This window comes from Psychrobacter sp. SCQQ22, from assembly GCF_015864605.1.
GTDB classification, from domain to species: domain Bacteria; phylum Pseudomonadota; class Gammaproteobacteria; order Pseudomonadales; family Moraxellaceae; genus Psychrobacter; species Psychrobacter fozii.
Genome location: NZ_JADYWZ010000001.1, coordinates 458,130 through 476,847, shown reverse-complemented (window position 1 = coordinate 476,847; position 18,718 = coordinate 458,130). Strand labels below are relative to the sequence as shown.

13 protein-coding genes are annotated in these 18,718 nt (G+C 43.0%); 6 read left to right on the top strand and 7 right to left on the bottom strand.

The window, feature by feature from the left end; all coding sequences use genetic code 11:
* Positions 1–5 precede the first annotated feature (5 nt).
* From I6E84_RS02010 to I6E84_RS01995, 4 genes are all read right to left on the bottom strand, one after another.
* Positions 6–389, bottom strand: a complete 384-nt coding sequence (locus I6E84_RS02010) for an RnfH family protein (RefSeq protein WP_320158617.1) — start codon at positions 387–389, stop codon at positions 6–8.
* Positions 377–1,519, bottom strand: a complete 1,143-nt coding sequence (locus I6E84_RS02005; protein WP_197215782.1) for a hypothetical protein — start codon at positions 1,517–1,519, stop codon at positions 377–379. The genes I6E84_RS02010 and I6E84_RS02005 overlap by 13 nt, the downstream gene beginning before the upstream one ends.
* Positions 1,520–1,849: 330 nt before the next feature.
* Complete coding sequence (locus I6E84_RS02000) at positions 1,850–2,518, bottom strand: c-type cytochrome (protein WP_110921827.1); 669 nt, start codon at positions 2,516–2,518, stop codon at positions 1,850–1,852.
* A gap of 321 nt (positions 2,519–2,839) precedes the next feature.
* Positions 2,840–3,175: a c-type cytochrome gene (locus tag I6E84_RS01995; RefSeq protein WP_197099768.1), complete on the bottom strand. Its 336-nt coding sequence runs from the start codon at positions 3,173–3,175 to the stop codon at positions 2,840–2,842.
* 381 nt (positions 3,176–3,556) lie between these two features.
* On the opposite strand from I6E84_RS01995, the gene yihA reads away from it, so the two are divergent.
* A complete protein-coding gene (yihA, locus tag I6E84_RS01990; RefSeq protein ID WP_197215780.1) occupies positions 3,557–4,312 on the top strand; it encodes a ribosome biogenesis GTP-binding protein YihA/YsxC in 756 nt (251 codons plus the stop codon).
* Positions 4,313–4,429: 117 nt separating this feature from the next.
* On the opposite strand, the gene I6E84_RS01985 is transcribed toward yihA, so the two are convergent.
* Positions 4,430–5,143 carry an HAD family hydrolase gene (locus I6E84_RS01985; RefSeq protein WP_197215778.1) on the bottom strand — a complete coding sequence of 238 codons (714 nt, stop codon included), beginning with the start codon at positions 5,141–5,143 and terminating at the stop codon, positions 4,430–4,432.
* Positions 5,144–5,270: 127 nt separating this feature from the next.
* Entirely contained in the window at positions 5,271–6,281 is a 1,011-nt protein-coding gene (locus I6E84_RS01980; RefSeq protein ID WP_197099765.1) for an RluA family pseudouridine synthase, read from the bottom strand.
* A 1,160-nt stretch (positions 6,282–7,441) separates the two neighbouring features.
* Between I6E84_RS01980 and I6E84_RS01975 the strand changes: the two genes are divergently transcribed.
* Positions 7,442–11,707, top strand: a complete 4,266-nt coding sequence (locus tag I6E84_RS01975) for an Rne/Rng family ribonuclease (RefSeq protein WP_197215776.1) — start codon at positions 7,442–7,444, stop codon at positions 11,705–11,707.
* A gap of 84 nt (positions 11,708–11,791) precedes the next feature.
* Here the strand turns inward: I6E84_RS01975 and I6E84_RS01970 are convergent, their stop codons facing one another.
* Complete coding sequence (locus I6E84_RS01970; RefSeq protein ID WP_197215774.1) at positions 11,792–12,727, bottom strand: DUF808 domain-containing protein; 936 nt, start codon at positions 12,725–12,727, stop codon at positions 11,792–11,794.
* Positions 12,728–13,502: 775 nt separating this feature from the next.
* Here I6E84_RS01970 and I6E84_RS01965 point away from each other — a divergent pair.
* The 4 genes from I6E84_RS01965 (at position 13,503) to I6E84_RS01950 (ending at position 18,639) form a co-directional block, all read left to right on the top strand.
* Positions 13,503–14,357: a DsbC family protein gene (locus tag I6E84_RS01965; protein WP_197215771.1), complete on the top strand. Its 855-nt coding sequence runs from the start codon at positions 13,503–13,505 to the stop codon at positions 14,355–14,357.
* Between the two features lie 362 nt (positions 14,358–14,719).
* Complete coding sequence (locus I6E84_RS01960; protein WP_197215769.1) at positions 14,720–16,078, top strand: homoserine dehydrogenase; 1,359 nt, start codon at positions 14,720–14,722, stop codon at positions 16,076–16,078.
* 107 nt (positions 16,079–16,185) lie between these two features.
* Positions 16,186–17,367, top strand: a complete 1,182-nt coding sequence (locus tag I6E84_RS01955) for a thiolase family protein (RefSeq protein WP_197215767.1) — start codon at positions 16,186–16,188, stop codon at positions 17,365–17,367.
* A 423-nt stretch (positions 17,368–17,790) separates the two neighbouring features.
* Positions 17,791–18,639: a DUF2382 domain-containing protein gene (locus I6E84_RS01950; RefSeq protein ID WP_197215765.1), complete on the top strand. Its 849-nt coding sequence runs from the start codon at positions 17,791–17,793 to the stop codon at positions 18,637–18,639.
* Positions 18,640–18,718: the final 79 nt, after the last annotated feature.

Sequence of the window (18,718 nt, the reverse complement as noted above, 5' to 3'; positions counted from 1 at the left end):
CAGGCTTAACTGCGAGATTTACTTTTGCGCTGAGACATAGGATCAGCGCTTAAGCTGCGATATACCTCAATACGGTCAAAAGGCTGTAAGCGATAGCTAAGCGGTTGCTTCTGTGCGTAGATACCTACATGCCAACGCTTAGCAGTCGGAGTCACAATATCAGCAACCTCATCACACCATATTGCTAAATCCGGAAACTCTACCAACCAGCCTGCTTGCTTTAGTGCATCATACAGACTGGTATCACGGCTAACTTGTAACGCTGAGTAATGCTGACGCTTTTCATCTTCGGCATAGGCCAAATATACGGTCATTAACTTCGTCTGCTCTGACGGCAACACATCACTATTATCAACACCGCTATTTTGATCAGCTGTTAGCTTATCCACTGCATCACCCAACCTATCAAGGCCAATAACAGTGCAACTGGTACGACCAAACGTATCGCTATCCGCCATAAGTTATACAGCGCCTCATTGCCAAAGTTCAACGACTTACGCAAATGACTGATTTTCATCTGCCAACCTGCGAATATCGATAACAGCAACACTGCCACACTACTAATGATGACCAAAATACCGACCAACCACGTGGTTGGAATGGAAATGACTAACACCAGTGCTAGCACCAACGTCAGTCCCAAACTGACCAACAGCCCGAACTTGTGTGCCAACTGTTGCGTACTATAATGTAGCAGATAACTCGCGACAAACAACACCCCTACCCAATATAACAGCTGTCCAATTGGTGGTAATGACACACCGCTAATTAATAGTGCAACTACACCAACGATTAACTGCAATATCCAAATAGGTAGTACCAATTTGGTTGCACGATACTCAGCTGTCACTCGACTGTGAGCAGGCGTTTGCGCATTATAATTGTCTGTGTCTACTGCTGTTGCCGTCTGTTTGGTTATTAAATTTTGACCGAACCAGTACAAGCCTGTTCCTGCACCAACACTCACTAGCGCTAACGCTACTGCACGTGCCCATTCATTTAAGCTAATGTCAGTCATCGCAAAGTCGATACTAGGTAGACCATTCGCCACACCTAGTACCAAACCGACAACCATCAACCCGAGTCCAATCGCTAAAGGAGCAACGCCCACCAAACTCAATAATAGAGCGATGACCATCAAGCCCGCAGCGACTGCAAAGCTTGGCACATCAGGTGCGCTATTCAGTTCAGTCAATGCACCTAATATGCCAGAGCTTGCACCAGATACAACCAATGCTGCGATGATGATAGACACCAATGCTGCCAACCAACCAAAACTACGCCAGATTGGACTGGCATCTGCTTCACGAGTCAGCTTTTGCATCCCTGCTAATGGTGCCTCAACACTACGATAGGCCAACGCTATTTCAGCATAAATGACCGGCAATGATACCAGTACCATTGCTAGTAACCAAAGTAGCCAGAAATCAATCTCGCCAATAGATGCAGGTGCAAACCAACGAAACAAGAGTAACGGTAGCAGGGCTGCGATAAAGTAAGAGGCATAACGGATCATCATAATCTAAATCCAAACGAGCTAATATCATTCACAAAAATTAGAGTAGCAAGAAAAATGAGTGCAAGCGCTATACAATGTAGGCTAAATGACTTTGACACGGCTAATCATACTTTTTGAGTTTGATGTAAAGTGAATAACGATAATTTATAATTATACGGTACAAGGAAGAGCACCTGTATATATACTGCCCCTATAATATAAGGGATGAATAGTTATAAAAAAACCCCGAAATCGGGGTTTAATAATAAAACAATGACGGCTATACGGTCTAGAGATCAGTAGCGGCACTTACGAAGCATCTACTACGTACTCGTAAACAGTATTAATAAATTAGTGAACAGCACTTACGTAGTCTGACAAGATACGAATATCATGATCTGACAGTTTCGACGCAACTGTCTGCATCATACCCATATCGCCTTCTTTCGCTGCATCGTTGACTCGCTTTTGGTCATCACTGTCGATATCATCGACACGGCCAGCGGCACGGAAGAGTTTTAGCTGAGTAGATATGTATTCTGCGTGCTGACCGCCTAGCTTTGGAAATGCCGCCCAAGTGTTACCAGCAGCATCTGGCCCATGACAACCCGCACAGCCGATAACGCCGCGTGATTTGTCACCACCTAAGAATAACTTAGAGGCTGCTTGATTGGTCGCAGGGTTACCAAAGCCAACACCCCAAGGCGCTTGACTAGCATAGTAACCAGCCACGTTGGCCAAGTCTTGCTGCGATAAGTTCGCAACTTGCGATTGCATGATGCCATTCTTGCGGTAACCCGCTTTAAAATTGACCAGCTGTTTATAAAGATATTTGACGTTTTGGCCACCTAAGTTAGGCTGCGCAGGGACAACACTAACACCAGTAGCACCATGACAGGCAGCACATACGGTTTCTGCGATTTGCTTACCAGCATTGACGTCGTGTTCAGGAACAATAATAGCAGCTTGTACGCTGAAACTTGCAACGCATAAGCTGGCAGCAGCGATTAACTTTTTCATTGATACAAATCCTACTAACTCGGTGTAAGTATTATTGAGAATGAGTGTACTAATAAGACACCTGATACAAACTGCCTTATAATTAGCGAGGCAAGTATATGATTTAAGGTCTTGGCCACAAACAATCTGAAAGTACTTACTAACATCAGGGTTTATTTTCGATTATTATAGCAAGACTTTGTAGCATTTGCCTACTTAATCGTCACATCAGTCAGTTTTTCTAACAAAGCACGCTAGGATACTCACAAAAAATAAAAAGCGCATAAGAGTCGTAAAACCCAGCGCTTTGTTTAGTATGACTTTGTCTTATTCCCGCATCTATTACTTGCTCATATATTCAATAAGCTTACGATAGTCATCATCACTGCAAGCGTCACAAAGACCGCCAGCAGGCATTTGAATCATACCGCTTTTGACTGAATTGATCAGCGTAGGCATGCTTTTTTGCTTTATGAGCTGCTGCCATTTCGCACTATCACCTTTTTTAATCGCATTTAGCGCCCCACTATCGTGGCAAGCTGCACATGAGTTATTATAGGTCGTGGCGGTATCAGCAGAGTTTGCGTTGGTCATAAAGACGGTGCTTAGTACTAATGTCGAAACACTAGCTATTAGAATACGGCGAGCTTGGCTAAAAAGCGTGGTGATTGAAATCATATAACACCCCTTTTGCTATCTTATTCGTTTAATCACTCTTCCATTTATTGTATCTTATTGAATATTGTAACAATATATGTCATCTAAATATAGATAAATCGAGTTTCACTTTGGTAATGCATTTGGTATAGCGATAACCAGTACCCATGACTTTAATGTTATGTTGCTATTTATATGATGCTAATCGCAGTTATTTCAATAAGTAAGACCACTAATAGTATAGAATGGTCAGTAATTTGAAACGACTGCTTTTACGACCCATGAACACTGGAAATTGCAACGCACAACGTTGCTCAGTCTTTTGTCGAATGCACCGCTTTCTCAACCAGCTAAATCAAATTTTATAACCGTATCCAATTTTTTAAGATTAATGAGCCATTTATGAATACCCCGTTTACAGATGTCGCCGCCGAACATGCGGTGTTCAACACCAAATCCCGTCAAAAGATTCAGCAAACTGAATTTATGATGTCAGCACCTACTTTTCGCCTTTGCCCACCTGACATGGGGCTAGAAGTTGCTTTTGCCGGACGTTCAAACGCAGGCAAATCGTCGGCTATTAATGCCTTGACCAATCAGCGCCAATTGGCACGTTCGTCTAAGACACCTGGACGTACGCAGATGATTAACTTTTTTAGTATCGGTGATGCTGATAGACGCTTAGTTGATTTACCTGGTTATGGCTATGCAGCGGTGCCACTTGAGATGAAAAAAGAGTGGCAAGTTGAGCTAGAAGAGTACTTGGTATCACGCTCAAGCCTTGCCGGTTTGGTACTGATGACTGACATTCGTCATCCATTGAAATTCTTTGATGAGCAAATGCTACGTTGGGCAAATGATGGCGAACTGCCAGTACATATCTTGCTAACCAAAGCAGACAAACTGAAATATGGCGCATCCAAGAATGCTCTACTGAATACTCGTAAAAGGCTAAAAGAGCTGGGGTTGAATTGCACCATTCAGCTATTTTCAGCTTTGAGAAAGGAAGGCTTAGATGAGTTGGCTGGGATAATGGGCAACTGGTATGAGTACCAGCTTGATGCAGACAAAATTATTGAGTCCTCTTTTGCATTGCTAGAAGGCGAAGAGCTAGAAGACGCCATTGAAAAAGAAGGCGCTCAAAACGAGAGCAAATAGCTATTATGGTTTGCTATAAAAAAAGGGTTTATCGTTATTATCGATAAACCCTTTTTTATTGTCACAAAAATCATATTGTAGCGACACTATTAAATAGCTAAGCCACTCAAATTGAACTTATCCACATAAAATTTTAGCCAGTGCTTCTGGTGTATCGACCTGATAAGTAGGCTGCTGCGCGGCAAGCTCAGCATTAGATGCTGTACCATAATCCACCGCTATGCTAGTCATGCCTAGCTGAGTTGCCATTTGAATATCGTAGATACTATCACCGATAAATACGGCATCGGCGATTTGCTGCTGTGTATACTCTAAAATATCGATAAGCATCTGTGGATCAGGTTTTGAGCCTGCTTCATCGGCACAGCGCGTCATCACAAAGTAATGATGACTCTCTGAAGCATCTAGCACACGCTCCAAGCCTTTTCGCTTTTTACCCGTTGCGACCGCTAGTTTTTTACCCTGCTGCTGTAAAGTCTGCAACATACCTTCTATAGGCGTAAAAAGCGGCGTACTGTGGCTGTTGGCAATATAGTACTCTGCATAGCTTTGTTGAATAGCCAGCTTCTGCGACTCATCTGCTTGCGGATACAAAATCTCAATGCCGTTCATCAAGCTAAGGCCAATGATGTCCTGCACGGCTTTATCAGTCGTCTGAAACCCATGTGCCTGTCCTGCCACATGCATCGACTCAACGATTAAACCAATTGAGTCCATCAATGTACCATCCCAATCAAAAATAATCAGCGTCTTATCTGCTAACTGATGATTGACTAGTAACGAAGCGCTTTCGGTAGAAGTTGTAGTACTGGCTACAGTTTGTTCACTCATGAATAGGCCTTAGCGAATAGCGATAATAAAGTGTAGATACGAAAACGTCACGGCGACTTATTAAGAGAAATAAGAGTTCGTGACGTTTAGGATGGATACTTAATAGGTAAAGCGTTGACTATGCTACTTATTCAGGCAATGTAATTTGCTCTGGTAGCCAATCTGCCATGTCATCTGGTAGCGGTGCGGTAATGGTTTCATAACCTGGAATATCTAAGCGCCATGCATGTAAGCACAGGCGATGAACACCTGACTTGTCATGTACGTTATATTTATCATCACCCAAGATAGCATGACCAATATGAGCCAAATGCACACGAATTTGATGCGTGCGCCCAGTCAATGGTTTGGCTTCGATCAAGCTCACTGGCTGATCAGCAATCATAAAACGACCATGAACGACAATATCTGTCTGGCTTTCTTTAGATTGTGGGTCTTGCTTATCTACTTTGACGCGGCGTTCACCACTAGCGACTGTATAGCGTAGTAATGACGCATCGATACGTTGCTCGTTTAGCGCTGGTTGGCCTTTTGCGATACACAAGTAGTGCTTCTGGATGGTTTTGTCTACTAGATGCTGTTGCAATGCTTTTAGTGCTGAGCGTTTTTTAGAAATCATCAACAGACCTGACGTATCTTTATCAATACGATGTATCAGCTCGAGGTATTTTTTACCCGTGACTTCACGCATGGCTTCGATAACGCCAAAGTCTAAACCACTACCACCATGAACAGCGATGCCAGAAGGCTTATTCAGCACTAGCATCCCTTCATCTTCATAAACCACGCGTGCTAATAGACTCTTAGCAAACTCAGTGCTAATGATTGGTTTTTCACGGGTAGCGAGTACCACAGGCGCAATACGTACCACGTCTTCACGCTGTACTCTATCGTGCGCTTTGCAGCGTTTGTTATTGACACGTATTTCATCAGAGCGAATCATTTTATAGATATGCGGTTTTGGTAAACCTTTTAAGCGGTTCAACAAAAAATTATCCAAGCGTTGATCGTGCTGATGGCGTGTTACTTCAAGATAATTAACCTTACCAAAGTTGCTGATTTCATCGTCAGCGCTTTGCGGGCGTGTTTTGCTATTAAAGATAGCAGGAGCTTCGTGGGTAGGTGCGTCTTCAGTCATTTTTGAGTTCGTCATTTTTAGTTAGGTATTTACACAAAGATTTGCTATAGTTTAGCATGTTGAGCGACAATTAAGCAGAGGCTGCGGCAATAATCATTGTTGTTTCAGATAGCTGGCCACCATTTTTGCTACTTGCTAGCAACAAGGTATAAGCTGTATACCCTGCCAATATTGTACGTTTCATCTAATTTTAAGGTGTACTATCTGTTTAAAAAAATATCCATTACCGATATTTGTAGATATTAGCCCATAAATTGAAAGAACAGCACTGACTTTTATGCAGTGCCATAACATTAAATAGTGACACTAAATACCTTTGTGTTAATAAATTCAGCATTAATAAATTTGGCAAAATGCCTATTTATCAATCGCTAATAACACTACATTGACTCACAACCTGCATAACAATGACATTTTTTGATAGTCCTTTATGCGAGCGTAGCTGAGCAAGTATGGGTGATTTAGCATTAGGATCGAAAAGTATATCGATAGCTGCCTAAGTATTGGTGGTCAAACAGATGACGATAACAATGTAAATACAGCACCACGCCGATAGCCTGGTCATTTATTCTGTTTGCCAAGTACGCCCCGCTAATAACCAAAGCCGCGATGCCTAACCTTAAAACACCCAAGATATTATTGACGTTATACTAGAAAGAACGATAAATAAAGAATGACCAATTGCTTTACCTAGAGAGATAATTGCTGAATAACTATTTTATATAATAGTACTCATAACAGCGATATTATTGCTAGACTTTGATGGATTGACTGCAGCAGCGATATATCTTTTCAATATTTTTAAGCCAGTAACTGACCGTCGATTGCTCTTACAAAGCGTGCTGACATCACTACCAACAGAACTTACTGATAATGAAAATTTAATAGTATGCTGATGCATGAACATTTAAACCAAGCCTATCAATAATAAGATATGAATAGATAGCCTTACACCCTATACGATTTATATTTACGTTAGCACTGCTCACCTGCTTTAGGTAAAAATAAGCCATTAAAAAAGCCCAAGCGCTTTATTAAATACATCATTTACGTTCTACCGTTGACTAACGTCTACCAATGCTAATAACACATTAGCCATACTTGCCATCACGCCCTAAAGCCCGTCTCGTCGTTGTTATGCGTACTCATAGGATACAAATATGAAACGCATTTTGATCAACGCTACTCAAAACGAAGAAATTCGTGTCGCCTTATGTAAAGGCAATCATCTGTACGATTTCGACTTAGAAAACCGTACCCGTGAACAAAAAAAATCTAACATCTATAAAGGTCATGTGACCCGTGTCGAGCCGTCTCTAGAAGCCGTGTTCGTTGAATATGGTTCACAGCGTCAAGGGTTTTTACCGATTCGTGAAATCTCTGCTGAATATCTAAGCGGTAACCCACGTGACGAAAATATCAAAAAACTGATCAAAGAAGGCGATGAATTAATCGTCCAAGTTGAGAAAGAAGAGCGTGGCAATAAAGGCGCTGCCTTATCGACTTACGTCTCATTAGCAGGTCGCTATCTGGTATTGATGCCAAACAACCCTCGCGGCGGTGGTATCTCACGTCAAATCTCGGGTAAACTTCGCGAAGACATGAAGCGTATGCTGAGCAATCTTGATTTGCCAAAAGGTATGAGTGTCATCATTCGTACTGCTGGTATTGGTAAAACTCAAGAAGACTTGCAACACGATTTGAACCACCTTCTCAATATCTGGCAGGCCATCCAAGAACAAAACCAAAAATATCCTTCGCCGCGCTTGGTTCACCAAGAAGCGGGCGTTGTCACACGTGCCGTTCGTGATTATCTACGTGATGACATCGCTGAAATTTGGATCGATAATGAAAACGCTTATATTGAAGCGGCAGGCTTTATCGATGCAGTGATGCCAAAACAAGCTGAAAAATTGCGTAAATATACTGATTATGAGCCGATGTTTTCGCGCTTTAATATCGAAAAACAAATCGAAACAGCCTATCAGCGTGAAGTTCGTTTGCCTTCAGGTGGCTCAATCGTTATTGACCAAACGGAAGCACTGGTCTCTATCGATATCAACTCAGCCAAATCGACCAAAGGTTCAGATGTCGCTGAAACTGCCTACCATACTAACTTAGAAGCCGCTGATGAGATTGCTCGTCAGCTACGTTTGCGTGATATGGGTGGTTTGATTGTCATTGATTTCATCGATATGAATGACAATAAGCATCAAAAAGAAGTGGAAAAACGTCTGATTGATGCCACTAAATATGACCGTGCACGCGTTCAATTCGGTGATATTTCTAAATTTGGTCTCATGGAAATGAGCCGTCAGCGTCTACGTCCTTCACTAGAAGAATCAACTGGCTATATCTGCCCACGTTGCCACGGTAACGGCATGATTCGTGACTTGCGCTCATTGTCACTATCTATCATGCGTCAGATTGAGCAAATCGCTCTAAAAGAACGTCAAGGTGAAGTACAAGCAGAAGTACCAACTGATATCGCAGCATTCTTGTTAAATGAAAAACGCGACAGCTTGGTATATCTTGAGCAAGACAGCGGCACTCGTATCACGATATTACCGCACGCACATTTGGAATCACCAAACTTTAAGCTGCACTTCAATCGTGATGGTTTTGCTCCATCAAGCTATGAGCGTATTACGGATACCGCCCAAGAACATAGCGATTTGGGCTATGAAGTTGACTGGCAAACGGCTGAAAAAGAACGTCCAGAACAACAGCCTACTCGTCAGCCACGTCAAGCAGTAGATAATAAGGCTGCTAATAATAAGCCAAGCAATACCGTTGAGCATAGCAACGATCATCGCAACAATAAAAGTGCTGCTAACGTTTCATCTGCGCGTGCACCGCAAGCCAGTAAAAGCCAAAGTGTTGCAGCACCTGTCGCTCCAGTAGCGGCTCAAGCACCAGCTCCTGCACATGTTGAGACGGCTGCACAGCCACAAGCCGTAGCATGGTTGTCAAATCTATTTGCTCAAGCACCACAAGCATCGACAACCCCTAGCGTGAGCAGCCGTGATGCAGCAGAAGCTATTGAAGCACTCGTAAACACTGGCGCACAAAGCTTAGGCTCATTTGGACAAACTGATAACAGTGCGTTGACTACTGCAGCTAACCCTGCGCAAGCAACTCAGCAGCACAGTAATCAGAAGAATGAGGCTCAGCAGTCAAATAACGACACCAATCGTCAGCAAGATCGTCGTGCCTCTGACAGCGACACTGATGATAGTAATAATGAAGACAGAAGAAGACGTAAACCGCGTAAATCTAGATCTTCTAAGCCGCGTCAAAGAAAAGATCAAACAGATGAGACTAGCAATAATGTAAGTAGCGATGCTGATAGCAACACGTCAGAGAATGCTGCAAATAATGTCGCAAATAATGCTGATGACAAACAGTCAAGCAATCAGGACAAACGTCAGCATGACAATAGACGTACGAATGATCGTAATCGCAACAATCGTCAAGACAGTAATAACCAAAATAGTAACCGCAACGCAAACGCGCGTAACACTGCTGATGACAAAGAAAGCGAAGCATCAGAGGAGCAAGTTCGCACTAAACGTAAATCGCACACCCAGCGCGGCTCACGTGGCAAGCTAGAGCGCGGTGAAACGCTAACAGCTGAAAATGTTAAACAACACAATCAGCAAGCGACGGCAAGCAATAACGGCGGTAGAAACCAAGCCAATACGCGCCGCAATCAGAACCCTAACGAAGTCGTGCTACAAGTCAACGAAGCACCTGCTGCACTTAAGCCATCAGAAGTTGTGCATCTGTCGTTAGATGACAGTAAGTCAACACAGGCAAAACCTCAACCTACTGAAAAGCAAAGTTCAACAAATGACGTTGCGAAAGATGAAGTAGCCAAAGCGCCTAATGCTCAACCGCAGACTAATAGCAGAAGCGCTGATAAAAAAGAGGCTGATATTAAGGTAACGGCTGAAAAAACGACGGACAATAATGCTGTAGAAGTTAGCGAAGCTAAAGTTGATAGCACTGCTAAAGACAATAGCTATGATGTCCAAAATCACGTCGTGAAAGCTGATGCTAACACTGATGTTAAAAAACCTGTTGTAGATGAGCAGGCAGTATCCAAAAGTGATACAGACAGCGCATCTGACACTGTGAAGCCAGTAGTTGCTGAAGCAAGTAGTACGACAGTAGTAGATAAGTCTCAGGAAGCGAATACGCCTGATAAAGCTGCTACTGATGAAGTTGCTATTGATGAAACTACTAAGCGCAGTAATGAGGGTGACAATGCTGAGAAAGCTGCAAGCACTCAGGCTACTAGCCCTAGCGTAGAGGTTAGTAATAGTAGTAGCAATGATAGTGACAGTGCCAAGAGCAGCTCAGCACTTGAACTGACACATGAAGCATTGTTTGCGTCGCGCTACGTGACTGCTGAGAAGTTTGGTCAAGCCAGCAACGATCCACGTGTTGTGCTTAGTCAGCAGGCGCAATCACAGGTTACTTCAGAGCCTCAAGTCAACGAGCAAGCAGTCGTAAGCGTGCCAGCGATTCGCGGTACGGTTGGTGAGTTTATTCGTGCGACATTGCCAGAAGCGCAGACTCGCTTAATAGCAGATGGCGTGATTAACTGCTTTATCGAGACGGTTGCTTTGCACATGGCCCAAGCACAGAGCTCTGATAATAGTGCAACTGTAAGTGCTATTGATAGTAACGAGCTTGCAAATCAGAGCTTTAACTTTAGCAACTATGGCTATCAGCCATTAGCAGCGGACTATCTAGCACGTTTCGAGACGATGACCCAAGCGGTCAGTCAGTTTGCAGCCACGCAAGGTAAAACCGACGTTGAACCTCGTGCTATCGGCAAACGTGCTAGCAATGATCCACGCGGTCAGCACCCTGATTATCAGGAGCCAGCAGTATTAAGTTTACCGACTGAACAAGCGGCTGATACTAGTACCGAACAAGTGGTCTCTGAAAAAGCGGAGAACGAAGTAGATGCTCATAATGTAGAGGCCAATGCGCTAGCCAGTCAGGCTCAAACGGACGACGTCAGTGCTGATAGCGAACAGCTGCTAGAGGCAGATCAAGCCTTATCAGAACCTACCAACCAGCCAGCTGAAGAAAACACGGCTGCTGAAAACGTAGATTCCGAAGAGACTAGCGTCACAAGTGATGAAGCGACGGCTGACACTGCTATCGAACTAGCACCTGAAGCTAAAGTAGAAGAGCCTACTAAAGAAGAAATTCAGGCGGCAAAGTCAAAAACCACGATAGCCAGTTATAAAAACATGATCGAAAATGTGGCTGAGCAACTATTACCTCAGACAGGTATGTTTAACTTAACCACACCTAAAGTCCCAAAAGCTCGCACTCGTAAGCCTAAGACGGATCATAAGAAGCCAACGCAAGCAGAACAGTTGGATAGTGATAACTCAGACAGTTAATAGTCATTGGTTACTCTAAACGTAAAAAGCCCCACATATAATATGCGGGGCTTTTTATTGACTGTTAGCTAGAATCTATAAACTTTAATGAGCAGTAGACTCTTTACCACCGCGCACGTTATTGATGGCAGTGATGATAAATAAAACAATGGCACCAACTACGAATCCAAGAATGCCATGCAACAACATAGTGACCAAACCTTCTAGTACCCCTATCTGATGCACAATACCTTCTAAAAAGTGTTCTAGAGGTGCAATACCATGGGCGATAATACCGCCACCCACTAAGAACATAGCTATCGTGCCAGCAATCGATAAAAACTTCATCAGCTTTGGCGCAGCAGACAGCATAAACTGACCAAGCTTGCGAGTACCATCGCTAGCATCTGGCTTTTCAATCAGATGTAGACCGGCATCATCAATTTTTACAATACCAGCAACCAGACCATAAATGCCAATGGTCACAACAATAGCAACGATAGAAAGTACAATCCCTTTTTCTAAGATACCTGCTCCTGCTGCAGTTATTGCGCCTAAAGAGATAACTAAGATTTCGGCTGACAAAATAAAGTCAGTACGAATAGCCCCTTTAATTTTCTCTTTTTCAAACGCGACCATATCGACATTATCATCCGCATTTGCTACACGTCGTGCTTCATGTACTTCATCATGCGGCAATAGCTTTGGCCAAAACTTATGAATAACTTTTTCAGCCCCTTCATAACTCAAGTATAGACCACCCACCATAAGTAAAGGGGTGATTAACCACGGTATAAAATAACTGATGAGTAGTGCAGCTGGTACTAAGATAAGCTTATTGACGAACGAGCCTTTGGCCACTGCCCAGATGACAGGCAATTCACGACTTGGTCTAACGCCAGTTACTTGCTCAGCGTTGAGTGCTAAATCATCTCCAACCAAACCAGCTGTTTTTTTAGCAGCTACCTTGGTCATGACAGCTACGTCATCCATCAATAGGCTCATGTCATCAAGTAAGAGTAATAAACTGGCGCCTGCCATGTGTGTTCCTTATTATGAATTTTGTGAAGTAAACAACTATAAGCATATTATTATATAGAGTCTGATAAAAACAATGTTAAATACTGCTATGGTTCATCTTATATAAGCCAGATACGGTATCAGGGTCGCTCAACCTACTATTTATGATGCTTGTACTCGCCTTCCTTGTATCTGAGCTAGGGCGTGTCATCAATTAGATTGTGAGGCTTAAAATGAGAAAAATTGTAGATAAACAAGGAAGAAATTGCCGTTAATACGAACATATTGGCAAAATTACTGACGATGTTTAGCAAAATTTAGCCATTTTAAGGCCACTAAATATATTTATGTGCTAATTGATGACACGCCCTAACTTAAACCACCTATATTAATAGCCTAGCGATACAAGCATAGATATTAAATAGTACAAATGTATCTTAGTTTTTGAGTCTATCTTTATCAGTAGCACTATAATCATAGTCTATATATAGTCAAGTCCATATAAATCCGCTACATCGTCATCCTCGCTAAGCATACTAATGTATAACTTGCACTCGGTTTCCTTGTATCGAAATTATATTGAACCGACTATAGACCAATAGCTCGTGGCTGTTATTTACCATAAATATGTTAATATAGACGACATTACCGCTTACCTTACATGACCGATACTTTCCTAAATCTCCTTAATATTCAAAATCTTAAGGGGATTTTCATGCACTATCATATATGTAATTTCATCTTCTTCTTTCTCAAAAAATTTTATGACTAGGCTCGATGCCGATAGGACACCCATATGCCACTTCCCTTTGTAAAAAACACCTTGGCTCGTAAGCGCTTTCCTCAAAGTAACTTATCTCGTTTTATGATGAGCGCATTACTTGTTGTTGTGGCCGCAGGTTGTTCAAACAATGCAGCGGATGCAACCAGCAATACCAGTGTTGTCAACAATACAAAGACCAACGTCAGCACCACTAAAACGTCAACGGGTAACGATGCTACCGTGGTAGATGCGTTGCAAGCGAACTTGAAAGCGTCTGGCATTGAAGAGAAAATTATTTCAGCAGTACCAACTGATATGGACGGGATTTATTGGGTAACCGCAGAAGGGTTACCTCCTTTCTTTGCTGACAAGGCTGGTAAACACATCATTCAAGGGCAAATCATCGCGGTAGGTCAAGGTGCTCCTGTCGATATTAGTGCTACCTTGGTTGCTACTACAGCCCAAGAAGCATTAAAAGCAGTCGATAAAAAAGACATGGTTATCTATCCAGCAAAAGGCGAAACGAAGGCTATCATTTATGCCTTTACCGATGCAGACTGTGGTTATTGCCGTAAATTGCATTCAGAAATAGATGACATCAATGCACGCGGTGTCGAAGTGCGTTATTTAGCATGGCCACGCAGCCAAGAGTCCGTGCCAAAGATGGAAGCGATTTGGTGTAGTGAAGATCGTCACGCCGCCATGAATCAGGCAAAAATAGGTGCCAATATTCAAGCGCCTAGCTGTGTCAATCCTGTGCAAGAGCATATGGCGCTTGGTACCAAACTTGGTGTACGTGGTACTCCAGCTATCTTTACTGAAGCAGGACAACAAATTGGCGGCTATTTACCTGCAGCACAATTGGCAGAAGCTGCTGGCGCTAACTAAAATTTATCAGATGATTTAATGATTTGTGACACTTATCGTTGGTTCGAGATAATTCAGATATAGGCAAGGCGAGTGAAAGTACGACACATAGTGGATGGAACAAACCTAACCACATGTCTGACTTATCTAGAATAGACTGTATAACGATTGCGACATTGTATAGACGTCACAACTGCTTGTCGGTATGATACGATAAAGCGCTATGAAAAATCTGCAGCATACTTTTATTTGAGCATTTTTTATTCAACTATAATGGCGCCGCGATAATACGACTACTGTCAAAATGCGCTGAATACTATTCGCAAATTTGACTCGTAATGGCTTTATACTCGGTTCATTATATTTAACCTCTTGAGGATACTGTGAGCAATTCCATCAAACTAGCGATACTTGGTCTGGGCACCGTCGGAACGGGCGTGATCAATCTAATTAATGACAACTTAGATGAGCTAAAACGCCGTAGCGGACGCAATATTATTATTACCGAAGTCGGTACGCGCCGTCAGCGTGATGATATTGATCCCGATATTATTCAAAATAGTGACTTGATGGCAATTGCTGCGAGCGAAAATGTCGACATCGTGATCGAAGTGATCGGTGGTACGACCTTAGCCAAAGACGTCATCATGCACGCTATTAAAAATGGCAAGCATGTGGTCACTGCAAACAAAGCGCTGTTGGCTGAACATGGTAATGAGATTTTTGCTTTTGCTGAAGCAAATAACGTGCACGTTGCCTATGAAGCAGCCGTGGCAGGTGGTATTCCAATCATCAAAGTGATGCGTGAAGCACTCGCTGCCAATAAAGTCGACTGGCTTGCAGGTATCATCAACGGTACTGGCAACTTTATCATGACTGAAATGCGTGACAAAGGCCGCCCGTTTGCAGACGTACTGAACGAAGCGCAAGAGCTGGGTTATGCTGAAGCAGATCCAACTTTTGATGTTGAAGGGATTGATGCGGCGCACAAATTAGCCCTACTCGCCTCTATCGCTTTTGGTATTCCATTACAGTTTGATAAAGTCTACTGTGAGGGTATCACTGGCATTACTTTACAAGATGTGAACTATGCGGAAGAGCTTGGCTACCGTATCAAGCATTTAGGATTTGCCGTACGCCGTGATGGTCAAGGCGACAATAATGCCGCTGGTATTGAGCTACGTGTACATCCAACGCTTATCCCGCAAGATGCGTTACTCGCCAATGTTAATGGCGTAAAAAATGCCGTATTGGTCAACTCTCACCCACTTGGGCAGACGCTCTATTGTGGTGATGGTGCTGGTGCTGGCGCGACGGCTTCTGCTGTCATGGCCGATGTCATGGATTTGGTTCGCGTATTGGGTAGTACAGACAATGACGACCAAGGTAGCAATAATCAAAACAACCATGGCCATCATGTACCACATTTGGCCTTTATCCCTGAGCAACTATCAGATACACCGATATTACGTGCCGAGCAGATGATCACTGGTTATTATTTGCGTGTGCATGCTAATGACAATCCAGGTGTACTCGCGGATATTACCCGTATCCTAAGCGATGCTGGTATCAATATTGATGCGATTTTGCAAAAGCCTGCGCATAAAGTGGGTCAAGTACCCGTGATTATCTTGACGCTACCTGTGGTCGAGAGCCAGATGAATCTAGCCATTGAAAAAATTGAAAAGCTAGAGACTATTACTGATAAAGTAGTACGCATTCGCTTAGATGAGCTAGCGTAAGAAAATCCAAAACCTGCTAGATTATCAGCGTTTGATCATTAGTAAATGTTTGATTTTACTCAACGTAAGATACTCTCATTTAAAATACGTAAAAAGGAATAATAAAAATGTCAAATGATGCAATTGTAATTCTAAACGGCGCACGTACACCAATGGGCGGCTTCCAAGGCGCGTTGCAAGACATGAGCGCAACTGATCTTGGCGCTGCTGCTATCAAAGCTGCGGTTGAGCGCTCAGGTGTGAGTGTTGATAGTATTGATGAAGTTATCATGGGCTGTATCTTGACCGCAGGTTTAGGACAAGGTCCTGCACGTCAAGCCATGCGTAAAGCTGGTCTGTCTGATGCTACTGGTGCTGTCACTATCAACAAGCTATGCGGCTCAGGTCTAAAAGCAGTGATGCAAGCACATGACGGTATCAAAGCAGGCAGCTTCAATGTTGCCGTTGCTGGTGGCATGGAGTCTATGACCAATGCCCCTTACCTTATGCCAGGATCACGTGGCGGCTATCGTATGGGACACAAAGAAGTCAAAGATCATATGTTCTTAGATGGTCTAGAAGATGCTGAGACTGGTAAGCTCATGGGCAACTTTGCTCAAGAAATGGCAAATGAAAAAGGCTATACACGCGAGCAAATGGATGCGTTTGCTATTGAATCGCTGAATCGTGCGCTAACAGCTATCAAAGATGGTCACTTCGTAGACGAGATCGAAGCCGTTACCTTTAAAACCCGTAAAGGTGAGCAAACCGTTGATACTGATGAGCAACCAGCACTTGCCAATGCTGATCGTATCCCGACTTTACGTCCTGCCTTTGCAAAAGACGGTACTATCACTGCTGCAAACGCCAGCTCAATATCTGATGGTGCTGCTGCCGTTGTCGTCATGAAAGAGTCTCAAGCAAAAGCTGAAGGTTTAGATTACCAAGCGCGTATCATCGCGACTGCTTCTAACTCTCGTCATCCAAGCGAATTCACCATTGCCCCAATTGGTGCGATTGAAAAAGTATTGGCTAGCGCTGGTTGGTCAGTGGCAGATGTCGATCTATGGGAAATCAACGAAGCCTTTGCTATGGTGACCATGGCTACTATGGACGAGCTAAAAATTGAACATGCTAAGGTCAATATCGAAGGTGGTGCTTGTGCGCTGGGTCATCCAGTAGGCTGCTCTGGCGCTCGTATCTTAGTTACGCTTATTAACTCTCTAAAGCGTACAGGCGGCAAAAAAGGCGTTGCTACGCTATGTATTGGTGGCGGTGAAGCCGTTGCTATTGCGATAGAACTTGCCTAGCATTTCAAACTACCTGAAATTTAAGCATGTTAATGACTTAGCAGGTTCAAACTAGGTTGATAACTTTAAATTTTTACTAATTTTCTTAATATTCAAAAACCGCAGCGCTTATTACTCTGCGGTTTTTTTGTGTCTATCAATTCTCAACACGCATAGAACATTACTCTCTGTAAAGTCGCGTTAACTTATACCCCTAGCTATGTTATGCCACTTACAGCCTATTACACGCAATTACTTCAAGTGCACACTTTGCTACCTTGCTCATATATCTCATCAAAAATCATGATGTTAGGATTGTTTCAAGTCAACGTAGAAGCATTTCTTAATGACTTGATACCTGTTTTATTATAAAAATAACTTTTCAAAAATATGATATTTCTACAATAACTGTCAATAATTAACTCATAAAAAAGGAATACAACAATGAGCCAACTAATTCGTTTAAAAGACATCCAAGCAACTCACCATGACCTTATCGGTGACGACTATTACGACCCAACAGGCAAAACTGCCTATGGTGTCAATGAAGAAAAAATCGGTAAAATTGAAGGTGCACTAGTAGAAGATACGACAGGCCGTATCCGTTACTTAATCGTTGATGCGGGCGGTTGGTTCAGCTCAAAAGAAGTGTTAGTACCAGCAGGTTTAGCACGTATCGTTGGAGATGATGTATTTTTCGATAGCTTAACACAAGCACAAGTTGAAGCGATGGAAGTATATGACCATGACTATCAATACAGCTATAAAGATCAGTATCAAAAAGACCGTCAGGCATTTGTCGCTGATACCGTCCCTGTTGCTGAACGTATGGAAATCGAAGACCATGCTTATGACGCACCAAACACGCTAGAGCTACTAGAAGAGCGTTTAACTGTCAATAAAGACCGCATCGTTGCAGGCTTAGTGAAAGTTGGTAAGCATATCGTGACTGAAGAGCGTAATGTTGATGTTGAGCTAGAAGAAGAACACGCCAATATCCAACGTACTAATGTGGATCGTCCAACAGACCGTCGTATCGGTGAAGTAAATGGCAACGAAACTGTGGAAGTTGAGCTACAGGCTGAACGTGCTCGTGTCGGTAAAGAAACTTATGTCACTGAAGAAGTAAATGTTGGCAAGACGACTGAACGCCATACCGAAACTATCGTTGAAACCATTCAGCGTGAAGAGTTGGATGTTGACCGCGACGGTAACGTAGTCGACCGTGAAGGTAACATCATAGACCGTGATGGCATCACTGCAGAAGACGTACGCCGTGCTCGTGGTATGTAATATGCCAAGCCATCGTATCTTTGCTCGGCTCCAGCCAAAAGTGTCTTTAAAGCAAAATACGATAGTAATAAGCAACTAA

Bases quoted from the DNA above. Each gene is read 5' to 3' on its own strand.
- I6E84_RS01985 (WP_197215778.1), bottom strand. From the start codon at position 5,143: ATGAGTGAACAAACTGTAGCCAGTACTACAACTTCTACCGAAAGCGCT.
- I6E84_RS01975 (WP_197215776.1), top strand. From the start codon at position 7,442: ATGAAACGCATTTTGATCAACGCTACTCAAAACGAAGAAATTCGTGTC.
- I6E84_RS01995 (WP_197099768.1), bottom strand. From the start codon at position 3,175: ATGATTTCAATCACCACGCTTTTTAGCCAAGCTCGCCGTATTCTAATA.
- I6E84_RS01970 (WP_197215774.1), bottom strand. From the start codon at position 12,727: ATGGCAGGCGCCAGTTTATTACTCTTACTTGATGACATGAGCCTATTG.
- I6E84_RS01950 (WP_197215765.1), top strand. From the start codon at position 17,791: ATGAGCCAACTAATTCGTTTAAAAGACATCCAAGCAACTCACCATGAC.
- yihA (WP_197215780.1), top strand. From the start codon at position 3,557: ATGAATACCCCGTTTACAGATGTCGCCGCCGAACATGCGGTGTTCAAC.
- I6E84_RS01955 (WP_197215767.1), top strand. From the start codon at position 16,186: ATGTCAAATGATGCAATTGTAATTCTAAACGGCGCACGTACACCAATG.
- I6E84_RS02005 (WP_197215782.1), bottom strand. From the start codon at position 1,519: ATGATGATCCGTTATGCCTCTTACTTTATCGCAGCCCTGCTACCGTTA.
- I6E84_RS02000 (WP_110921827.1), bottom strand. From the start codon at position 2,518: ATGAAAAAGTTAATCGCTGCTGCCAGCTTATGCGTTGCAAGTTTCAGC.
- I6E84_RS01980 (WP_197099765.1), bottom strand. From the start codon at position 6,281: ATGACTGAAGACGCACCTACCCACGAAGCTCCTGCTATCTTTAATAGC.
- I6E84_RS01965 (WP_197215771.1), top strand. From the start codon at position 13,503: ATGCCACTTCCCTTTGTAAAAAACACCTTGGCTCGTAAGCGCTTTCCT.